The organism is Vibrio sp. EJY3, from assembly GCF_000241385.1.
Classification (GTDB): Bacteria; Pseudomonadota; Gammaproteobacteria; order Enterobacterales; family Vibrionaceae; genus Vibrio; species Vibrio natriegens.
On record NC_016613.1, the window covers coordinates 1,867,062 to 1,883,209 of the forward strand.

General features: G+C 44.0%; 19 protein-coding genes. 2 read left to right on the forward strand and 17 right to left on the reverse strand.

Annotation, left to right across the window (positions count from 1 at the left end; translation table 11 throughout):
• Window positions 1-8: 8 nt before the first annotated feature.
• Both VEJY3_RS08515 and VEJY3_RS08520 read right to left on the reverse strand, forming a co-directional pair.
• Window positions 9-587: a DJ-1/PfpI family protein gene (locus VEJY3_RS08515; protein ID WP_014232045.1), complete on the reverse strand. Its 579-nt coding sequence runs from the start codon at window positions 585-587 to the stop codon at window positions 9-11.
• Between the two features lie 34 nt (window positions 588-621).
• A complete protein-coding gene (locus VEJY3_RS08520; RefSeq protein ID WP_014232046.1) occupies window positions 622-1,074 on the reverse strand; it encodes an HPP family protein in 453 nt (150 codons plus the stop codon).
• Between the two features lie 95 nt (window positions 1,075-1,169).
• Here VEJY3_RS08520 and VEJY3_RS08525 point away from each other — a divergent pair, with 95 nt between their 5' ends.
• Window positions 1,170-1,724: a TetR/AcrR family transcriptional regulator gene (locus tag VEJY3_RS08525; RefSeq protein WP_014232047.1), complete on the forward strand. Its 555-nt coding sequence runs from the start codon at window positions 1,170-1,172 to the stop codon at window positions 1,722-1,724.
• Between the two features lie 102 nt (window positions 1,725-1,826).
• On the opposite strand, the gene VEJY3_RS24635 is transcribed toward VEJY3_RS08525, so the two are convergent.
• Window positions 1,827-2,117: a YkgJ family cysteine cluster protein gene (locus tag VEJY3_RS24635; RefSeq protein WP_014232048.1), complete on the reverse strand. Its 291-nt coding sequence runs from the start codon at window positions 2,115-2,117 to the stop codon at window positions 1,827-1,829.
• A gap of 228 nt (window positions 2,118-2,345) precedes the next feature.
• On the opposite strand from VEJY3_RS24635, the gene VEJY3_RS08530 reads away from it, so the two are divergent.
• Window positions 2,346-2,585, forward strand: coding sequence for an RNA-binding protein (locus VEJY3_RS08530; protein WP_014232049.1), 240 nt, complete (start codon window positions 2,346-2,348; stop codon window positions 2,583-2,585).
• A gap of 174 nt (window positions 2,586-2,759) precedes the next feature.
• On the opposite strand, the gene VEJY3_RS08535 is transcribed toward VEJY3_RS08530, so the two are convergent.
• From VEJY3_RS08535 to eutJ, 14 genes are all read right to left on the reverse strand, one after another.
• Window positions 2,760-3,140, reverse strand: coding sequence for a VOC family protein (locus tag VEJY3_RS08535; protein WP_014232050.1), 381 nt, complete (start codon window positions 3,138-3,140; stop codon window positions 2,760-2,762).
• 188 nt (window positions 3,141-3,328) lie between these two features.
• On the reverse strand, window positions 3,329-4,246 hold the full coding sequence (locus VEJY3_RS08540) for a glycyl-radical enzyme activating protein (RefSeq protein WP_014232051.1): 918 nt from the start codon (window positions 4,244-4,246) through the stop codon (window positions 3,329-3,331).
• 66 nt (window positions 4,247-4,312) lie between these two features.
• Complete coding sequence (grpM, locus tag VEJY3_RS08545) at window positions 4,313-6,862, reverse strand: glycyl radical diol dehydratase GrpM (RefSeq protein WP_014232052.1); 2,550 nt, start codon at window positions 6,860-6,862, stop codon at window positions 4,313-4,315.
• A gap of 189 nt (window positions 6,863-7,051) precedes the next feature.
• On the reverse strand, window positions 7,052-7,351 hold the full coding sequence (locus tag VEJY3_RS08550; RefSeq protein ID WP_014232053.1) for a BMC domain-containing protein: 300 nt from the start codon (window positions 7,349-7,351) through the stop codon (window positions 7,052-7,054).
• Between the two features lie 47 nt (window positions 7,352-7,398).
• Complete coding sequence (locus VEJY3_RS08555; RefSeq protein WP_014232054.1) at window positions 7,399-8,997, reverse strand: aldehyde dehydrogenase family protein; 1,599 nt, start codon at window positions 8,995-8,997, stop codon at window positions 7,399-7,401.
• Window positions 8,998-9,045: 48 nt separating this feature from the next.
• Window positions 9,046-9,840, reverse strand: a complete 795-nt coding sequence (pduB, locus tag VEJY3_RS08560) for a propanediol utilization microcompartment protein PduB (protein ID WP_014232055.1) — start codon at window positions 9,838-9,840, stop codon at window positions 9,046-9,048.
• Between the two features lie 21 nt (window positions 9,841-9,861).
• Entirely contained in the window at window positions 9,862-10,143 is a 282-nt protein-coding gene (gene grpH / locus VEJY3_RS08565) for a propanediol utilization system shell hexameric protein GrpH (RefSeq protein WP_014232056.1), read from the reverse strand.
• Between the two features lie 483 nt (window positions 10,144-10,626).
• Window positions 10,627-11,175 carry a BMC domain-containing protein gene (locus VEJY3_RS08570; protein ID WP_014232057.1) on the reverse strand — a complete coding sequence of 183 codons (549 nt, stop codon included), beginning with the start codon at window positions 11,173-11,175 and terminating at the stop codon, window positions 10,627-10,629.
• Window positions 11,175-12,545, reverse strand: coding sequence for a 4Fe-4S dicluster domain-containing protein (locus VEJY3_RS08575; protein ID WP_308507396.1), 1,371 nt, complete (start codon window positions 12,543-12,545; stop codon window positions 11,175-11,177). The genes VEJY3_RS08570 and VEJY3_RS08575 overlap by 1 nt, the downstream gene beginning before the upstream one ends.
• A gap of 13 nt (window positions 12,546-12,558) precedes the next feature.
• Window positions 12,559-13,785 carry a propionate kinase gene (gene tdcD, locus VEJY3_RS08580; RefSeq protein ID WP_014232059.1) on the reverse strand — a complete coding sequence of 409 codons (1,227 nt, stop codon included), beginning with the start codon at window positions 13,783-13,785 and terminating at the stop codon, window positions 12,559-12,561.
• Between the two features lie 73 nt (window positions 13,786-13,858).
• Window positions 13,859-14,323, reverse strand: a complete 465-nt coding sequence (locus VEJY3_RS08585) for a heme-binding protein (protein WP_014232060.1) — start codon at window positions 14,321-14,323, stop codon at window positions 13,859-13,861.
• A 22-nt stretch (window positions 14,324-14,345) separates the two neighbouring features.
• Window positions 14,346-14,609 (reverse strand): EutN/CcmL family microcompartment protein, encoded by a 264-nt coding sequence (locus VEJY3_RS08590; protein WP_014232061.1) that lies wholly within the window; start codon window positions 14,607-14,609, stop codon window positions 14,346-14,348.
• Window positions 14,610-14,621: 12 nt separating this feature from the next.
• Entirely contained in the window at window positions 14,622-15,317 is a 696-nt protein-coding gene (locus VEJY3_RS08595) for a hypothetical protein (protein WP_014232062.1), read from the reverse strand.
• A 6-nt stretch (window positions 15,318-15,323) separates the two neighbouring features.
• The gene (gene eutJ / locus VEJY3_RS08600) at window positions 15,324-16,145 is read right to left on the reverse strand and encodes an ethanolamine utilization protein EutJ (protein WP_014232063.1); all 822 of its coding nucleotides are present in this window, start codon (window positions 16,143-16,145) and stop codon (window positions 15,324-15,326) included.
• Window positions 16,146-16,148 lie beyond the last annotated feature (3 nt).

Consider the following 16,148-nt stretch of genomic DNA (forward strand, 5'->3'; position numbering starts at 1 on the left):
TCGCTCAATTATGATCGTTCCTGCCACGTATACTCCATTTGACGCGCGACCAAATCGGCCAGCTCACGACTATGTAGCTGTGAAACCAGATATAAGCTCATATCGATACCGGCAGCGATGCCTCCAGAAGTGGTGTATTTTCCTGATGTGACCCAGCGTTGATCGTCAATCACCATTAGGTCAGGAAAGCGACGCGATAAATCAGGTATGTCTTCCCAGTGGGTTGTGACCGTTAAGCCCGAGAGAGGTCCGGCACTGGCTAATAAAAATGCACCGGTACAAACCGATACCACCCGACTTGCACCTTGATCAACCGATTTGATCCAGTTCAATACCGGTAACTTCGTCATTTCCTCAGTGTGTACACCGCCCACAACAACCAACAAATCAATATCGGGATGATCATGAATAGAATAGTCAGGTAAGACGTTGAAGCCACCTCTTGCGACAACGGTGTTTTTAGTTTCTGCGACGAGAAACACATTCCAATCACTTGTCTCTAATCGCTTTGCTGTACTAAATACTTCGAAAGGCCCGGAAAAATCCAGCACCTCTGCCCCGTCATAGATGTATATCCCTATATTCATAGTGCCTCCATGCACATAAGCTATTGTTAGCACTTTAGCTTTTTACCCATTGCTTGAGCAACCCTTGCATACTCTTTCCGACTAACACAATAAGAACGGCTCCCAGTAAAACAGGAGTAATAAGGAAAGCCCATCCCTGCCCTGACAGCATAATCAACAACGGATTTGCCCCTGCTGGCGGATGCGTGGTTTTCGTCACTAGCATCAGACTCACTGCAATCCCAGTAGCCAGTGCCAGAGTCAGAGGTGAAACACCAATATATTGAGTAAAAAACACCCCTACAAATGCAGTAATTAAGTGCCCAAAGATGACATTTTTAGGCTGCGCCAACGGACTCTCGGGTACGCCAAAAACCAGTACAGCCGTCGCTCCAAAAGGCGCCATGAGCAGCGCTACATCGCTCATTGTGGAATCAAAAAATGAAAGCAACCCTATTGCCAGAAATGCCCCAATGCCTGCGATAACAGATAAACCAAAATTCTTCATACTATTCTCCGAATAAAAGTAGACCAACCTGTCTACTAAACTAAAATAGACAAATCGGTCTACTTTTGTCAAACTACTTTTACGGGAGGAGCCTTATGAGTAAAAAACGTCAGTTATTAGTTGATACCGCGTTATCGCTTTTTTATGCCAACGGAATTAACACTATTGGCATCAATGAAATTTTGAGTGTCTCTGGCGTGGCTAAGCGCACACTTTACACTCACTTCTCAAGTAAAGAAGCGCTGGTGCTGGCCGCTTTGCAGCAAAGGCACGACACGTTTTCTAACTGGCTAGATCAAAAACTAGCAGGATCGAAGTCAGATAAAGAATTGATAAATAGACTATTTCCAGCATTAGCAAGCTGGTTCAACAATCAGGAACAAGATTTAGGGAATTTCAGAGGCTGCTTTTTTATCAACACTTCGGCAGAATTCAGCGATTTGAATGGTGAGATCGCACGTTTCTGTGGGCATCACAAAGAAGAAGTCCGACAAATCATCGCCAGTCATCTAAAAAGTACGGAGAGTACGTTGCTAAATGCCATTTGCATTTTAAAAGAAGGCGCGATTGTCACTGCGCATGTAAGTGGAAATAACCAAGATGTTACCCATCAATGTATTCAAATTCTGAACCAAATGATAGACGGTTAACAGCAGTTGGAGAGAGTAAATAAAGTACGCGGGTTTATTGAGTTGTGACGGTTCGAACGATGCCCCATCGCAAAAACACGGCATCATCAAGACGTAACTAAACTATAGAAACTTTACTCTCTCATCAATACACTCATAAGACCCCATTTCGAACTCGCGACATATCCAGGGCCGGTTTTCATATATTGAGCACATGTACGTTTCTCTGTCTAAAGCCGCACACCAACCATCATCCAGTCTCATCATGGTTTCACCACCATACTGGTCGCGGGAAATGAATTGTTCTGGAACACCTGTATCTGAAATGATCATGACTTCGAGGCGGCAGCAACACGCTTTGCAGTTTGAGCAAGACGGTGCTTCTGGAGAGGTATTTTTAATCGGTATATTCATGGGTAACTACAATTTCGTCAATTGTGCATGATACCTTAAATCTAATATGACTTTCGGAACTTTATAAGAAATATTTACGTTAGCATTGATTAAGAATGGCTAATTTATAAATAAACTGCACAGCAAACACGCTTTTAGGCTCGCTCTACCTTAGTGACAACAATTCTTTACTTGGTTTGTCAGAACTTACCTGAGACAATGGTCACAACTTACTACAGGCGAAACAATATGAAACTTTTAGTCCGCAATCTTGCGCGAACCACGACCGAACATGAAATTCGTGTTCTTTTTTCAGCCTACGGCACCGTCACTGAGTGCAACTTAGTATTAGACCAAGAAACTGGGCAATCTAAAGGCTTCGCATTCGTTGAAATGCCAGATAAAGATGAAGCGAAAAATGCACTTGAAAACCTTCATCACACTAGCGTAGCCAAGAGCAAAATCCGAGTTAAATTCGCTCAAAACTAAGCAGCCTTCGGAGCCTGGTTAACCACGCGTTATACAGGTTCCTTTGTTTAACTTCACCAGCGTTAACCCTTGTTCCCTGTCTGATATCTTCGCCAGACAAAAAAAACGCAACGTACACCTAAACGCTACACGTTGCGAATATCAATTTAAGTACTAACTTTTACGTGATATTACCTAAGCCATGATATGGGTAGCGCAAAGCTTATTACCCGCAGGATCACGTAGATAGGCAAGGTACATTTCGCGTGGACCAACCGCTCTTACACCTGGTGGATCTTCACAGTCAACACCACCACTCTCCAAGCCGGCTTTATGCCACAACTCGACTAATTCTGGGCTTTCCACTTTGAAGCCAATAGTCATACCATTTCCTGAAGTTGCAGCTTCACCATTGATTGGCGCGGTGATAGCAAAAGTCCCCTCAGGATGAAAATAGAAACAGCGTCCATGTGGATCTAAGACACCTTCTTGGTAGCCCAGAACGGCTAAGATGGCGTCATAAAATTGCTTGGATTTATCGATATCATTCGAGCCAACCATAACGTGACTAAACATTTATATGTCCTTTTTAGAGTGTTGTTGAACTTAACCTACTCTGCTATATCAACTTTCTTATGTCTATTGATGCTTTGTTAAGGTGTGAAGCACGTAATATGGTATTTTATATTTTGCTAATATAACCAAAATTCAAAGGGTGAATACGGAGCAAGCACCGAATCGGCTTCCTCCGATTGAGAGTCGTATTAACCACCGATGTGACAGGCAAACCCCATGGATTCAACTTTGCGTTTTAATTGCTCGATTTTTTCATCCGGGTTCGATGCCGTATTTTCCATTGGGTAAATACGCCCTAAAAGAGAGTATTTGTTCTCACCAAAATTATGGTATGGAAGAAGATGAATGGTATCGACATTTGACATGAGTTGAGCGAACTCACCAATCGCCTGGATTTCTTCTTCGTTGTCATTAAACCCTGGAATAACAGGAACACGTACGACTACTTTGGTAATAAATGAAATGCGCAGGATATTTTCCAGAATGATTCGATTCTCAACACCTGTGCCCTCTTTATGAACATGAGGATTAATGGCTTTGATATCGACTAACGCTAGGTCAATCCACGGGAACACTTCTTCTATGGCTTGTTTCGAACCAAGGCCTGTAGTTTCAATCGCGGTATGCCAGCCTTTTTCTTTACATCCTTTAAGTAGCTCTCTCGCAAATTCAGGTTGAGCTAATGGTTCACCACCTGACAAAGTAATCCCGCCACCTGCTCTACGGAATAGGTTTTCGTCTTTTTTGAGTTCAAGCAACACTTGCTCAACACTCATTCGTTTTCCTTTGATTTCAAGCGCACCAGTTGGGCAAACATCAACACAAGCGCCACATTCAATACACTTTTCTCGGTCTATAAAATGTGGGTTTGAGCGAGAAATCGCTCCAGCTTTACAGACATCAATGCATTTCCCACAGCTAACACAATCGCTCGCTTTGAAAATCAGTTCCGGCTTGGCTTGTTGTGATTCAGGGTTGCTACACCATTTACAAGAAAGTGGACATCCTTTAAAAAAAGAAATGGTTCGAATTCCTGGTCCATCATGTAACGAATATCGCTGTATATTAAACAAGACCCCTTCAGCAGTGTAATCAACTTTATTCATGACAGTTTCTCGTTATTTTTGATAAAAATAGGCCGCTAAATTGCGACCTATTTTTTATTTTGAGTATTATAGTTTCTGCTCTGTACGGCTAATAATGTCGTCCTGAACTTCTTTAGCTAGTACCACGAATTGAGCACTGTAACCCGCAACACGCACAACCAAATCTTGGTGTAGGTGTGGGTTTTTCTGTGCGTCTAGTAAACGTTCTCGGTCGATAACGTTAAACTGTACGTGCATGCCTTTACGGTCAAAGTAGTTTCTTACTAAACCGCTGAAGTTACGCAATCCTTTCTCGCCAGCCAAAGAAGAAGGCAGGAATTTTTGGTTGTACAAGGTACCGTTTGAAGCAGTGAAGTGATCCAGTTTCGCTACTGAGTTCGCCGCAGCCGTTGGCCCAGAAACGTCTTTACCTTGACGAGGAGAAACACCATCAGCCAAAGGCTTAGTCGCTAAGCGACCATCTGGCAATGCGGATACATTCTTACCAAACAGAACGTTAGCAGATACTGGGTAGATACCAGCCTGGAACTGACCACCACGAGTATTGGTGTATTTCTCTACTTCGTCACAGTAAATAGATGCACAACGGCGAGCCACATAATCAACATCATCAATATCGTTACCAAAACTAGGCGTACTTTCCAAGATAAGACGAATTTCTTCATGACGGGAAATGTTACCGGACGTTGGCGCAGCTTGTGCAGGTGCGTTCGATAGCTGACGAAGCACTTCTTGTTTGATGGCTTCAGGGCTTAGCGATCCTTTTTGCGCGATAATCTGCTGAACAACGTTATAGACGTCTTTTTCATCTAATGACATGCGACCGGCCGCTGGTGCGCAACCGCCTTCTGCATAGCCAAAGTTTGCATCTAACGCATTCTTAAGCTCTGTCATTGTCAGCTTGCGGTCTTCAAAGACTTGCTTCTGCATGGCGTAAACAGAGTCACCAGTATCTGCGACACCGAACGCCTGAGGACCTGTATAGTTATAAATTGCACCACCATCTTGCAGCGACTTACCGCGACCAATACAGTCATCAACAAGAGCAGAAAGGAAAGGCAGCGGGCAACGTTCAGCATGCGCAATATCGACACTATTACAAGCTTCTACCAACTTGCGAACGAAGTACTTAACTTGCGCTGTGAATGCATCAAAGAAGTCTTCAATATCGGTAAACTGAGTCATATCTTTGGTCACAGGGCCAACTTGTTTGTTGTCTGCTCGACCACTGTTTAGCGTGATTTCTAATACTTTGGCTAGGTTAAAGAACGCGGCATCGTGCCAACCTTCAGTGCGGTGTGGTGCTTGTGGTTCTACACAACCGATGATGCAGTAATCACGAGCGTCGGCGAGTGACACGCCACGGTTTTGTAGTGACGGGATGATAACTTCATCGTTATACATTGCAGGTACACCAAGACCAAGGCGAACTACTTCACAGGCACGGAACAAGAACTCATCCGGCGTACCCTGCCATACACGAATAGAAAACGAAGGTGCAGGCAACTGCACGTGCGCGGTCGCTTCCATACACATATAACTTAGTGCGTTAGTCGCGTCTTTACCCTCTGAAGTTTGACCACCAACACATAGGTTTTGGAATACCGCGTAACCGGCGAATGCTTGCGCTGAGACTTCATCACGAGTTTTGTTGATGTCGTTGAGTTTGATCCAGCAGCAATCCACCAGCTCTTGAGCAAATACTGGATCAATTGATTTGTCTGCTTCTAGGTATGGGTACATGTACTGGTCAAAACGTCCTGGAGAGATAGAGTGGCCGCTTGATTCAATTTGCAGCATGCTTTGCAGGAACCAGAAGGTTTGACATGCTTCCCAGAACGTTGTTGCACCATGCTCAGGTACACGACGACAGTTTTGGCTGATTTGTTCCAGTTCGCGTTTGCGTTGTGGATCAGATTCGACTTGAGCTAGACGAGCGGCTTCATCTGCGTAACGATGTGCGTAAACAATCCCTGCTTCATAACTGATGATTATCGCGTGATAGAACTGTTCTTTTTTAATAAAATCTGGCTCTGTGCGATCGAGTTTAGATAACGCTTCTTTGACTTGCTCAATAACTCCTCGGAAGCCCACACGCAAGACTTTACCGTAATCGACACAAACGTGGCCAACGCCACCATAGAAGTAGTTACCTACGCTAAATACGCCTGCCCCCATTGCTTCATGGGTTTCTTCAGACATGTAAGATGCGGCAAGCTCACTGGTTGTTTTACCTGGCCAGTATTTGAATGCTTCATGTAGCTCTTGCGCTGTTTTTTTCTCAATAATGAATGGATCCGCTACGCGGTGTTCCATTGTTTCGAATTCTTTTTCTACCCAATCGTAAGAGAACTCTGGGCAAATTTCCGTTGAACGAGGGTTAATCGTTACCGCACCAACAATCAATTCATCTTTACGAATGGTCACAGGTAGTTCAGTAAAAATCTTTTCAACAACTCTTGCTCTTCTCATGATCGCTGGAAGATGCTCATTCGCTTTATAAGCTTCAGTTGCAAGAACTGCACGCTCAGATTCAACGTACGGCTTAGCGTCAAGAATCATTTGTTTTAAGCGCAGAACGCGATCAGTTGGATTAGAAAAACCTTTCTCTAACATAATGTTACTCCGTAATTATTATTCAGTTTGATCACGAGATCAGACTTCAATTATTTTGTCGTGCGGCTATTTCTGTATTTGAGTAAATATTGCTTCTGCTTCGTGAACGAAAAACGAAAGAAATTACGCAATATTGAAGGATGTGCTTTCCGCATTGATGCCTTCACCTATTTCTTTATCGTTAATCCATTAAAAGCTGCTCAAGTCATCTTCAATAGTGCGCATCGCTTCATTCACCGCTGAAACTTCCCCAAAGACGGCAAGTGCGGTGACGTGCTGAGGGCATGTACCTGTAATTTCCGTCACCGCGACATCCGCACACTTACTCGCCAAATCGGCACAGTAGTAAAGATCAGGGATGGGCAACATGATTAATCCAATCGCATCAATACGGATCAGACCCAAGCGCTGACGAAATTCTGATGACACACGGCGTTTGAGCATGGCAAGAGTATCTGGCCCTGGCGCGTTAATTATGCGTGTTTTCATAGTTCTATTGCCTATCTCTTAACTTAATCACATTAATATTCAATCAGTTAACGAATGTTTAACGCTTCAACCATGACACATCGACGGTAGCGGGCAAACGAACGAGCTGACGTGATACCTTCCCCCGTTGGCCCTGCAATGGTGAATGTGGTATGACCCTCACCACCGACACCGATACCTGAGTAAGATGGACCGTTTTTCACAAAAATTGTGGTTTGAATTAAACGTGCCATTTTGCTTAATTTCTCAACGTTGGTAGAGTGCATGATTGCGGTATGGCGATTGCCATGCTCCACTTTAATTGCCAAGTCTATTGCTTCATCTACGTTTTCAACTCGAACAACGGGCAGAATCGGCATCATGAGTTCATGTACAACAAATGGGTGATTTCTTTCTGTCTCGATTAAAATCACTTTAATGTCATCGCTAACCTGAATATTCAATTTATCCAGGATGTATCGTGCGCCTTTACCAACGAAAGAAGTATTTGGACCTGTCCCCTTTTCGTTCAAAACCAGCGATTGCAGTTGTTGAATCTTCTGTTTGTCACACAGTAGATAGGCGCCACTTTTCTTCATACAATGAATCAAGTAGTCAGCGACTTCATTGACAACAATGACTTCTTTCTCAGCGATACACGGCAAGTTGTTGTCGAACGCACAGCCGTTAATAATGTCTTTTGCTGCTTTCTCAATGTTTGCAGTCTCATCAACCACAGCAGGAGGGTTACCAGCACCTGCACCGATCGCTTTCTTACCAGTAGACATCACGGTTTTCACGATTGACGGGCCACCAGTAGCAACGAGCATATTGACTCGAGGGTCGTTCATCATTGCATTTGTGTTATCAATCGAAGGCTCTAATACCGTAACCACCAAGTTTGCCGGAGCGCCTAGCTCAGCAAGCTTTCTATTGATCAAGTCAACGGCCACTAACGAGACATTACGTGAACGTGGATGCGGGCTGTAAACAACTGTGTTGCCTGCCGCCAACATACCGATACTGTTGTTAATAATGGTCTCGGTCGGGTTCGTCGTTGGAGTGATAGAACCAATCACGCCGTAAGCAGAGAATTCAGTGAGTGTTAGCCCTGAATCCCCACTTAGTGCTGAAGTAGTAAGATCTTCTATACCTGGCGTTTTGGTTGCTGCAATCCGGTTCTTAGTTAGCTTATCAGCGTAGTTGCCCATGCCCGTTTCTTCGACAGCCATGCGAGAAATTTTTTCAAGAACATCGTCTTGAGTGAACACTTCTCGAATACCTTTCACGAATGAAGCGCGATCGCCCATGGTACAATGACGGTATTGGACTTGAGCATGTGAAGCTGCGCTGATCGCCTCTTCCATTGACGCAAAACACCCTAAGTATTCTGTCGTGCCATGATTAGCACTCTGACATTGAACACTTTGAGGCTTAGCCTGATTTTCAGCCAGTATTTGAGAAACGATATTCTCAATATTGCTGTTTAAATCGGGTGCAGTTTGAGTTTCTGGCTGTTTCACCATATTGCCGGCCAAAGCTTGAGAAACGATGTTCTCTAAACTGGCGTTGGAACTGTATGAAACTGGCTCTGCGTTCTGCGCCGTAACGTTTGTATATTTGCTCAATACATTTTCAACGGCATGAGCAATTTCTTGTTCATTCATTCTTCCTACTCCTTACAACAAAATTGAATTTCAGGTGTCGCTTGAAATTTAAATGTAAGGAGTTGTAGATGACTGAAGCGGTGCTGAGTCCATAGTGCCAAGTAACTGTAGGCCCACATCGCGAGCGGTAAGAACTGCCTGACGAACGGCACCAGAGTCACCAGCAAACGTAAACGTCACTTCATTACTAAAGCAACTGCCTTTGGCTGGCGTTGAATAACCTATTGGATCAATCACAGCCGATTTCGCAGCAGCATCAGCAATAACAACGCCAATCGCTGCTGGTGAGGCACAAGTCATACCAAATGATTTGCCAATTGGCGCACCAAATGCTTTGTTTAGTGCAAAGCTTGCTCGCGCAGTGTATTGAAACTCTAGGTGACCTGCTGCGTTTCCATAAACATCACCGAAGGTGCGGTTGATATCAGATAGCGTCACTTCGACTGCACGACGTACATCAGAGACATCATCGGCACCAAAGATGATTAAACACCCATGACCACCACCGCCTTCGGTATCGCGCGCAAGTTCAATCGCTACAACTTCACTATTGGTTGCTTTTACTGCTTCGTCTGCCGCAAAAATATGAGGACCCGCACCAGTACGCGCACCGACAATACCGATCGATCGATATTTCTTATCGATATTCATCACTTCATGCAACTGACTATCAACGCTGGCAATAACAAGGCCAATTGTACGACCTAACTCACTACAACCAACAAATTCAGTCAAACCACAGCTGGCAAGATGTGCCACAGCAGGAGTCGCTTGTTCTTGTTGTGCTGGCTGTTGTTTGCTCATGACCTCAGAAATAATCTGCTCAACAAAATTATCTTTCATCGTCAATTTCCTTCCGTTCTATTACTGAACTGTTTTTGGCAAGATTTTTTCAACTTCAGTATGTGGGCGAGGAATAACATGAACAGAAACAAGTTCACCTACTTTGCTAGCAGCAGAAGAGCCAGCATCCGTTGCCGCTTTGACCGCACCAACATCACCACGAACCATCACTGTGATTAGGCCTGAACCAATTTTCTCGTAGCCCACTAGTGTTACGTTTGCTGACTTAACCATGGTGTCCGCAGCTTCAATTGCAGAAACCAAACCTTTTGTTTCAACCATACCTAGAGCTTCTTGTTGCATAAATACCTCGAGTTTTTAAATGATGACTTTTCTGGCAAAGTATCCCTATAAGAGCTTGTAGGCTTTGCCTTATTCATTAAGCGATTTCATAATAAAAGTACTGAGACAAAATGTTTTGCCTCGAATGAGGATTCTTTTGTTGAACAAAGAAGATAAAAGCAATAAATTACAGCGATCTATCTCACATTAAACCGTTAATTAAAGGAAGGAGTTAGGTTAGGTAATCAAATGAATTGGGTTTTGCGCTGTGGTGATGGGAAATAAGTGAAATAAATTGGCGCTCGACGATCAAGCTTATCAATAAAAATTAGATTTAATATTTACAGACTATAAAAAACAGGACAAATTTGTCCTGTTAATAATGGCGAGAGTAATTCAGAGTGACCGAAAGTCAAAAATAAATAACAGATCAATGATATTTTATCGTTCTCATTGAGACGAAAAATAAAATAGACAAAACGGTAACAGTCAGCAGTAACAACCCTAAATAAGATGTTGCCACATATCTGGATGTGGCTTAGCCACCACCATACTATGTACCAATAACCCTTTATCTCCGGCACTCTTACAACCGACTTTGACGGCATTATTAACATCACCAATGTCACCATTGACGACAAAATAACACTTACCGCCAATGCCAAATGCCATATGCACTCGAACTAACGTCACATTCGCCGCTTTCATCGCTTCATCTGCCGCTGCAATACAGGCTGCGACACTAAAGGTTTCGACAACTCCAACCGAGCCCTTTGCTTCAACTGGCGTTACTCCTGAAATCGCGGGTAGGATACTCGAATCGATTTTAGGTAGAATAAAGCTGTCCACCTTTAAGTGCCCAGATAACATTTCACCATGATCGATCGCTTGTTGAACAGCGCCCACATCACCGGTAATCATGACAATATACTTACCCGGGCAAATCGTTTTCGAACTCAACACTTCTACACTCGCACTTTTTAACATGCTATCTGTGACTTCGACGCCTTTTGCAATGCTGCTCAGTTCAAGCAAACCAATGGTATCTTTCATCATCTACCCCTTTGAATAGTAATATATTGAGCGTCAACCGAACTCACGGTGCCACTGCAACTTGCATGCACACCTAAACTCAAAGCACCTGGCTTCGCTTCGACAAGCTTTTGCCCGGCTTCCACTTTATCGCCAGCCGTTACAATCGGATGACCTGCGGCACCAATATGTTGGCTAATCGCGACCTTGACTTGCTCGTAAGGTAAGTCAAACGGAAGCATCGGTGCATCTTGGTAATACGGTGTTAAATTCAGTCGAGAAACTAAGCGCGACGTCGGCACCAAACGGTATTCTGCCATCGGATCAGCGTCTCTTAGCTCACCGCTATATCGAGAGCCCTGAGCTCGCAGTTGCTGCTTCAATATTTTGTTCACTCGCATCGGAGATATATTGACCGGACAGGCGTAACCCTCACACAAGCTGCATTCTGAACACGTTAATGCAGATAAGAAGGTGGATGGCTTGGCCAAATCCTTATAATTCGTAGCTCTGATCACCAGGTTCGGTGCAATTTCATGGCCAATTAAGTGACGCGGACACAACTCGGTACAGAGTGAACACTGCTCACAGACCGTTTTCGCCATGTTGAGAATTTGCTCATCCGTTTTCAGGCGGCGCTGAATTAAAATGTGATCGCGCGGCAGCACTAAGAGTGCGCCGGTCGTTTTAGTCACGCATTGATTTAAATCTTCAACTAATACGCCCATCATTGGCCCACCGTTAATTACCGCAAAATCATCAACGGTTACCCCTCCTGCGTAATCAAGCAGTTCTTGAAAACGGATACCTAAAGGGACAGTGATGGTCATTGGATTTTTCACACATCCATTAATCGTAAGTGTGCGCTCGAAAACGCCTTGTTCATGCTCTACCGCGTGGCATACGTTAATCAGGGTTTGTACATTATTTACAATCACGCCGACAGTGATCGGTAGCTGTGCAGGCGGAACTCGCCGCCCAGTTGCCATCCAAATGGTGATGACTTCATCCCCCGCTGGATAAACATCTTTGAGAATATGGATACGCATATTCGGCGCCAATAAAGGGGTTAATGAATCGATCGCCTTTTGATATTTGGCTTTTAATGCGATCACGCCCTCTTTCGCCCCAGTGGCTTTCATCGCGTAACTGAGTCCACGGATCATTTCAGCCGCTTTTACGACCATCAACTGCTGATCCACTTTTAGCATCGGTTCGCATTCTGCCGCATTGACGAGGAAAATTTCCGCGTCAGATTGCAGTTTCACATAGGTGGGAAACCCTGCGCCACCGGCACCGACAACCGCTGCATTTTTCACTCTTTCAACAATGGTATTTTTATCATACTGGTCTAGATACGACTGGCTGATATTGTGTTGTTCTTTCATCATATTGCCTCAACGATTAAGCAATTTTTTTGACCATTTCATTTACCTGTTGCTTGGCTAAGTCTGCGGCATCTTGCGCAATCATTTTTTCTTCATTGGTTGGCAAAACAACAATCGCGGGTGAGTCTTGTGTTGATACAACGCCCCATTTACCTCTTGTTGTTGACGCGTTTTTCTCTTTATCTAATTTAAATCCAAATACCGCGAGTTTTTGTACCGTAAGCTCTCTGATCAATACTGAGTTTTCACCAATACCACCAGTAAATACCAAGGCATCAATACGATCTAACGACGCTAAATGACCACCGATATGACGCGCTAAACGGTGAACGAGGACATCTATGGCTAACGCTGCTCGTTCGTTACCTTCTAAGCGAGCCTGCTCCAACTCACGACAGTCACTTGAAAGACCAGAAACCCCCAATAAACCAGACTGGCTATTGGTTAAGCTATACACAGAATCCAATGATTGTTCGGTACGATTCGCGATATAAACCGCCGCACCAAAGTCCAAATCACCGCAGCGCGTGCCCATCGCTAGGCCTTCCAGTGGTGTCATTCCCATTGATGTATCGACACTGTTCCCGTTTTTCACCGCACAAACAGAAGAACCATTACCAAGATGCGCTACTATGATGCCGTGATTATTTGCATCAAGTTCCAGACGCTTAACAGTTTCTAAAGCAATAAAACGATGAGAGGTACCATGGAAACCATAACGTCTCACTTTATGCTCGTCTCTAAGCTCAAGAGGAATCGCGTAGGTATACGCATCTTCTGGCATCGTTTGGTGAAAAGCGGTATCAAATACCGCAATATTTGGAATATTCGGCAATAGCGACATCGCTGTTTTAATCCCAACCAGGTTTGCAGGGTTATGCAGAGGAGCGAGCTCAGACAACTGGTTTATTTGCTCAATGACCTCATTTGTAACAAGAACAGAGTCACTAAATTCACTACCACCGTGCGCAACTCGGTGGCCGATGGCGCATAACGAGTCCATCAGTTCTAAGCTCGTCATGGTTGCAAATAGTTTTTCTAGTGCTGCGGCATGGGTGCCTTGTTGTAATTCAAAGAGCGTCTTGTTTCCTTCAGAATCTTTGATTGAAATAAACGCATCGGACAAGCCTAATTTTTCTGCAATGCCCGACAAAACAGGCTCATCTTTCCCTGTTGGTAAAACAGAGAATTTCATCGAAGATGAGCCACAATTAATAACTAAGACACGAGATTCTGACAACATGATTACCTCAAGAGCGAATAAATTTGAAAAACAATGGGGGGTTAAATACGGTGATTTTTTAGCTCACGGCTAATTATCGAGTGAAAAGTGAAATCGCTGCCTGAGCAATAGCACAATCTTGTTCTACGGTTCCGCCGCTAATACCAATGGCCCCAAGTAGCTGAGTGTCTTTCCAGATTGGCACCCCACCTCCGATACAACATACTTTGGGCGTATTTTGTAACCCGTATAAACTTTGACCTGGTAATATCTTCCCGGCCAAATCTGATGTAGACACCTTTAATGCTACGGCTGTCCAGGCCTTTTGTGTTGCCAGTTCATGGCTAACCAGAAGCGCATCATCCATGACAAAGAAATACCGCTCGGCCCCAACCTGGTCGACAAAACTGAAAACAATATCAATGCCCACTCTTTCTGCGGCCTGACAGGCAAATTGACCGAGTCGCATGATATCTTGCAGAGTCAGGTGAGTATTTTTGCTACTGTCACCGAGTTTTATTGCTTGCGCGCTCTGACTCTCTGAAAATGCATTGCTCATATTTGGTCCTCTCTTCGCACGCTTACAGCTCTAAAGAATCAACAATGCCAACAATGGCCGCATCGGTAACAGAATTAGAGTGCGTACTGCTATTACGAGCGGAACTTCCTGTCGTTACGACAACAATGTCACTATTACCGGCACCGACACAGTCAATGGCAATTTCCGTTTCGCTTGTTGGCTGGTTTTGTTCATCTAAACGCGTGACAATGAGCAACTTATTGCCATTCAATGATTCATGTTTAGTGGTTGATACAATCGCTCCGGTGACTTTTGCTAAATACATAATGATTTCCCCTTAATTGATTCTTTCAATAAAGATACGACGACGGGCAATTTCGTCTTTAGCTGACGGCGTAATGATCGTATTTTTTTCAATGATTAAAGGTTGGTGTTCTGGCAGTAATTTTACGTCTTTTAACGTTATTAATGAGTGACTCGCAACAGAAGATACATTAGGCTTGCCAATAAAACGGACGCCATAATCTTCTACCTTATTTAAATAAGTCGAAAATTGCTCAATTAACGGACCCGAGGCTTTTTCTACAATAGTTTGACATTCATGATTTAATGTTGCGGTTATCGGCTTTCGATTTAATAAAGCGTGAAAAGCCCAACTCGTTGCTAAATTATCTCGAATACATAACGCCAGCTTCGTTAAGCTGTTCATTGATATAGCTGGAAAAAAGAGACCATAATAATCGTCTGATCGGTCATCAGGTAAATATGAGTCCATCGAGAACTCAATATCCCCTTCTTGCTGCCAACGTAAAAATACAGATTTGATAACTGAGCTATTAGCGGTATGGGAAAGCGTCACTGCAATACCATAACCTGAACGATATAGCGCTTTAATGCAGTTGAGCGTATCGAGCAATGATTCCTGTTCATTACCGGTTAAAATCACTCGAATCACTTTTGAGCGTTGGCGTTTTTTCTCTAGGATGTCATCAACAATCTGGCTGATCATGACGGTTAAGTCTTTTATTTCCATAACGGCTTACTCCGTCGCCTTCATTGCTATTCCTAACGGAGTAACCAGCAATGGCTCAGGCACGGAGAGTGACTCAATACCCGTCACTTTTGTAAACACTTCTGGAAATTGACTGAAGCTGGTTGCACCACCAACGAGCCACAGTTGCTGTGCAGAATTTGTCTTAAGCCATAACGAAACCAAACTAGCCATTTTTTCTACGACAGGACGCACGACAGAAAATACTTGTTGTTCATGCTGTGAGTCTTTCTTCATTGTTTCAGCTTCATCATATTCAAGCCCCATCGCACCCGATAAAACTAATGTCATATGAGAGCCACCCGTCGGTTCATCAGCACTAAAAATGACGTCACCTTTATCTAAAATACTCATCCCCGTCGTACCACCACCAACATCGACCACCGCTCCGCTTTCCAGATTTAATGCACAAGCGGCTGCCACCGGCTCATCGACGATATTGGTTACAATAAACCCTGCAGATTCAACCACATTCACAATGACTTTTACGCTGCCTTCAGATACACCAGGAGGAATGGCTGTAGCGGCCTTTCCTAATGTGCAGCCTAGCCCTTGTTCGACCTTTTGCTTTAACATCGAAACCACTTGAGTCGCTGTGATGTAATCCACCACTATGCCATCTTTGACAACTTTAGATGGATAACTCGCGCCCGCTACCGGGTTGTTGTTCCTATCGACAACCACGATCGCAATATTAGCAGTGCCAAGGTCAACACCGACTTTAAATGGCCCCTTTTTCTTCAAGCACTTTTCGTCCTTGACCAATTTGGCGAGTTTTTTTAGTCGTTTGTAAGAAGTTGAATCAGACATGGC

Coding starts and splice junctions, on each gene's coding strand:
- VEJY3_RS08515 (WP_014232045.1), bottom strand. CDS start 587: ATGAATATAGGGATATACATCTATGACGGGGCAGAGGTGCTGGATTTT.
- VEJY3_RS08520 (WP_014232046.1), bottom strand. CDS start 1,074: ATGAAGAATTTTGGTTTATCTGTTATCGCAGGCATTGGGGCATTTCTG.
- VEJY3_RS08525 (WP_014232047.1), top strand. CDS start 1,170: ATGAGTAAAAAACGTCAGTTATTAGTTGATACCGCGTTATCGCTTTTT.
- VEJY3_RS24635 (WP_014232048.1), bottom strand. CDS start 2,117: ATGAATATACCGATTAAAAATACCTCTCCAGAAGCACCGTCTTGCTCA.
- VEJY3_RS08530 (WP_014232049.1), top strand. CDS start 2,346: ATGAAACTTTTAGTCCGCAATCTTGCGCGAACCACGACCGAACATGAA.
- VEJY3_RS08535 (WP_014232050.1), bottom strand. CDS start 3,140: ATGTTTAGTCACGTTATGGTTGGCTCGAATGATATCGATAAATCCAAG.
- VEJY3_RS08540 (WP_014232051.1), bottom strand. CDS start 4,246: ATGAATAAAGTTGATTACACTGCTGAAGGGGTCTTGTTTAATATACAG.
- grpM (WP_014232052.1), bottom strand. CDS start 6,862: ATGTTAGAGAAAGGTTTTTCTAATCCAACTGATCGCGTTCTGCGCTTA.
- VEJY3_RS08550 (WP_014232053.1), bottom strand. CDS start 7,351: ATGAAAACACGCATAATTAACGCGCCAGGGCCAGATACTCTTGCCATG.
- VEJY3_RS08555 (WP_014232054.1), bottom strand. CDS start 8,997: ATGAATGAACAAGAAATTGCTCATGCCGTTGAAAATGTATTGAGCAAA.
- pduB (WP_014232055.1), bottom strand. CDS start 9,840: ATGAAAGATAATTTTGTTGAGCAGATTATTTCTGAGGTCATGAGCAAA.
- grpH (WP_014232056.1), bottom strand. CDS start 10,143: ATGCAACAAGAAGCTCTAGGTATGGTTGAAACAAAAGGTTTGGTTTCT.
- VEJY3_RS08570 (WP_014232057.1), bottom strand. CDS start 11,175: ATGAAAGATACCATTGGTTTGCTTGAACTGAGCAGCATTGCAAAAGGC.
- VEJY3_RS08575 (WP_308507396.1), bottom strand. CDS start 12,545: ATGATGAAAGAACAACACAATATCAGCCAGTCGTATCTAGACCAGTAT.
- tdcD (WP_014232059.1), bottom strand. CDS start 13,785: ATGTTGTCAGAATCTCGTGTCTTAGTTATTAATTGTGGCTCATCTTCG.
- VEJY3_RS08585 (WP_014232060.1), bottom strand. CDS start 14,323: ATGAGCAATGCATTTTCAGAGAGTCAGAGCGCGCAAGCAATAAAACTC.
- VEJY3_RS08590 (WP_014232061.1), bottom strand. CDS start 14,609: ATGTATTTAGCAAAAGTCACCGGAGCGATTGTATCAACCACTAAACAT.
- VEJY3_RS08595 (WP_014232062.1), bottom strand. CDS start 15,317: ATGGAAATAAAAGACTTAACCGTCATGATCAGCCAGATTGTTGATGAC.
- eutJ (WP_014232063.1), bottom strand. CDS start 16,145: ATGTCTGATTCAACTTCTTACAAACGACTAAAAAAACTCGCCAAATTG.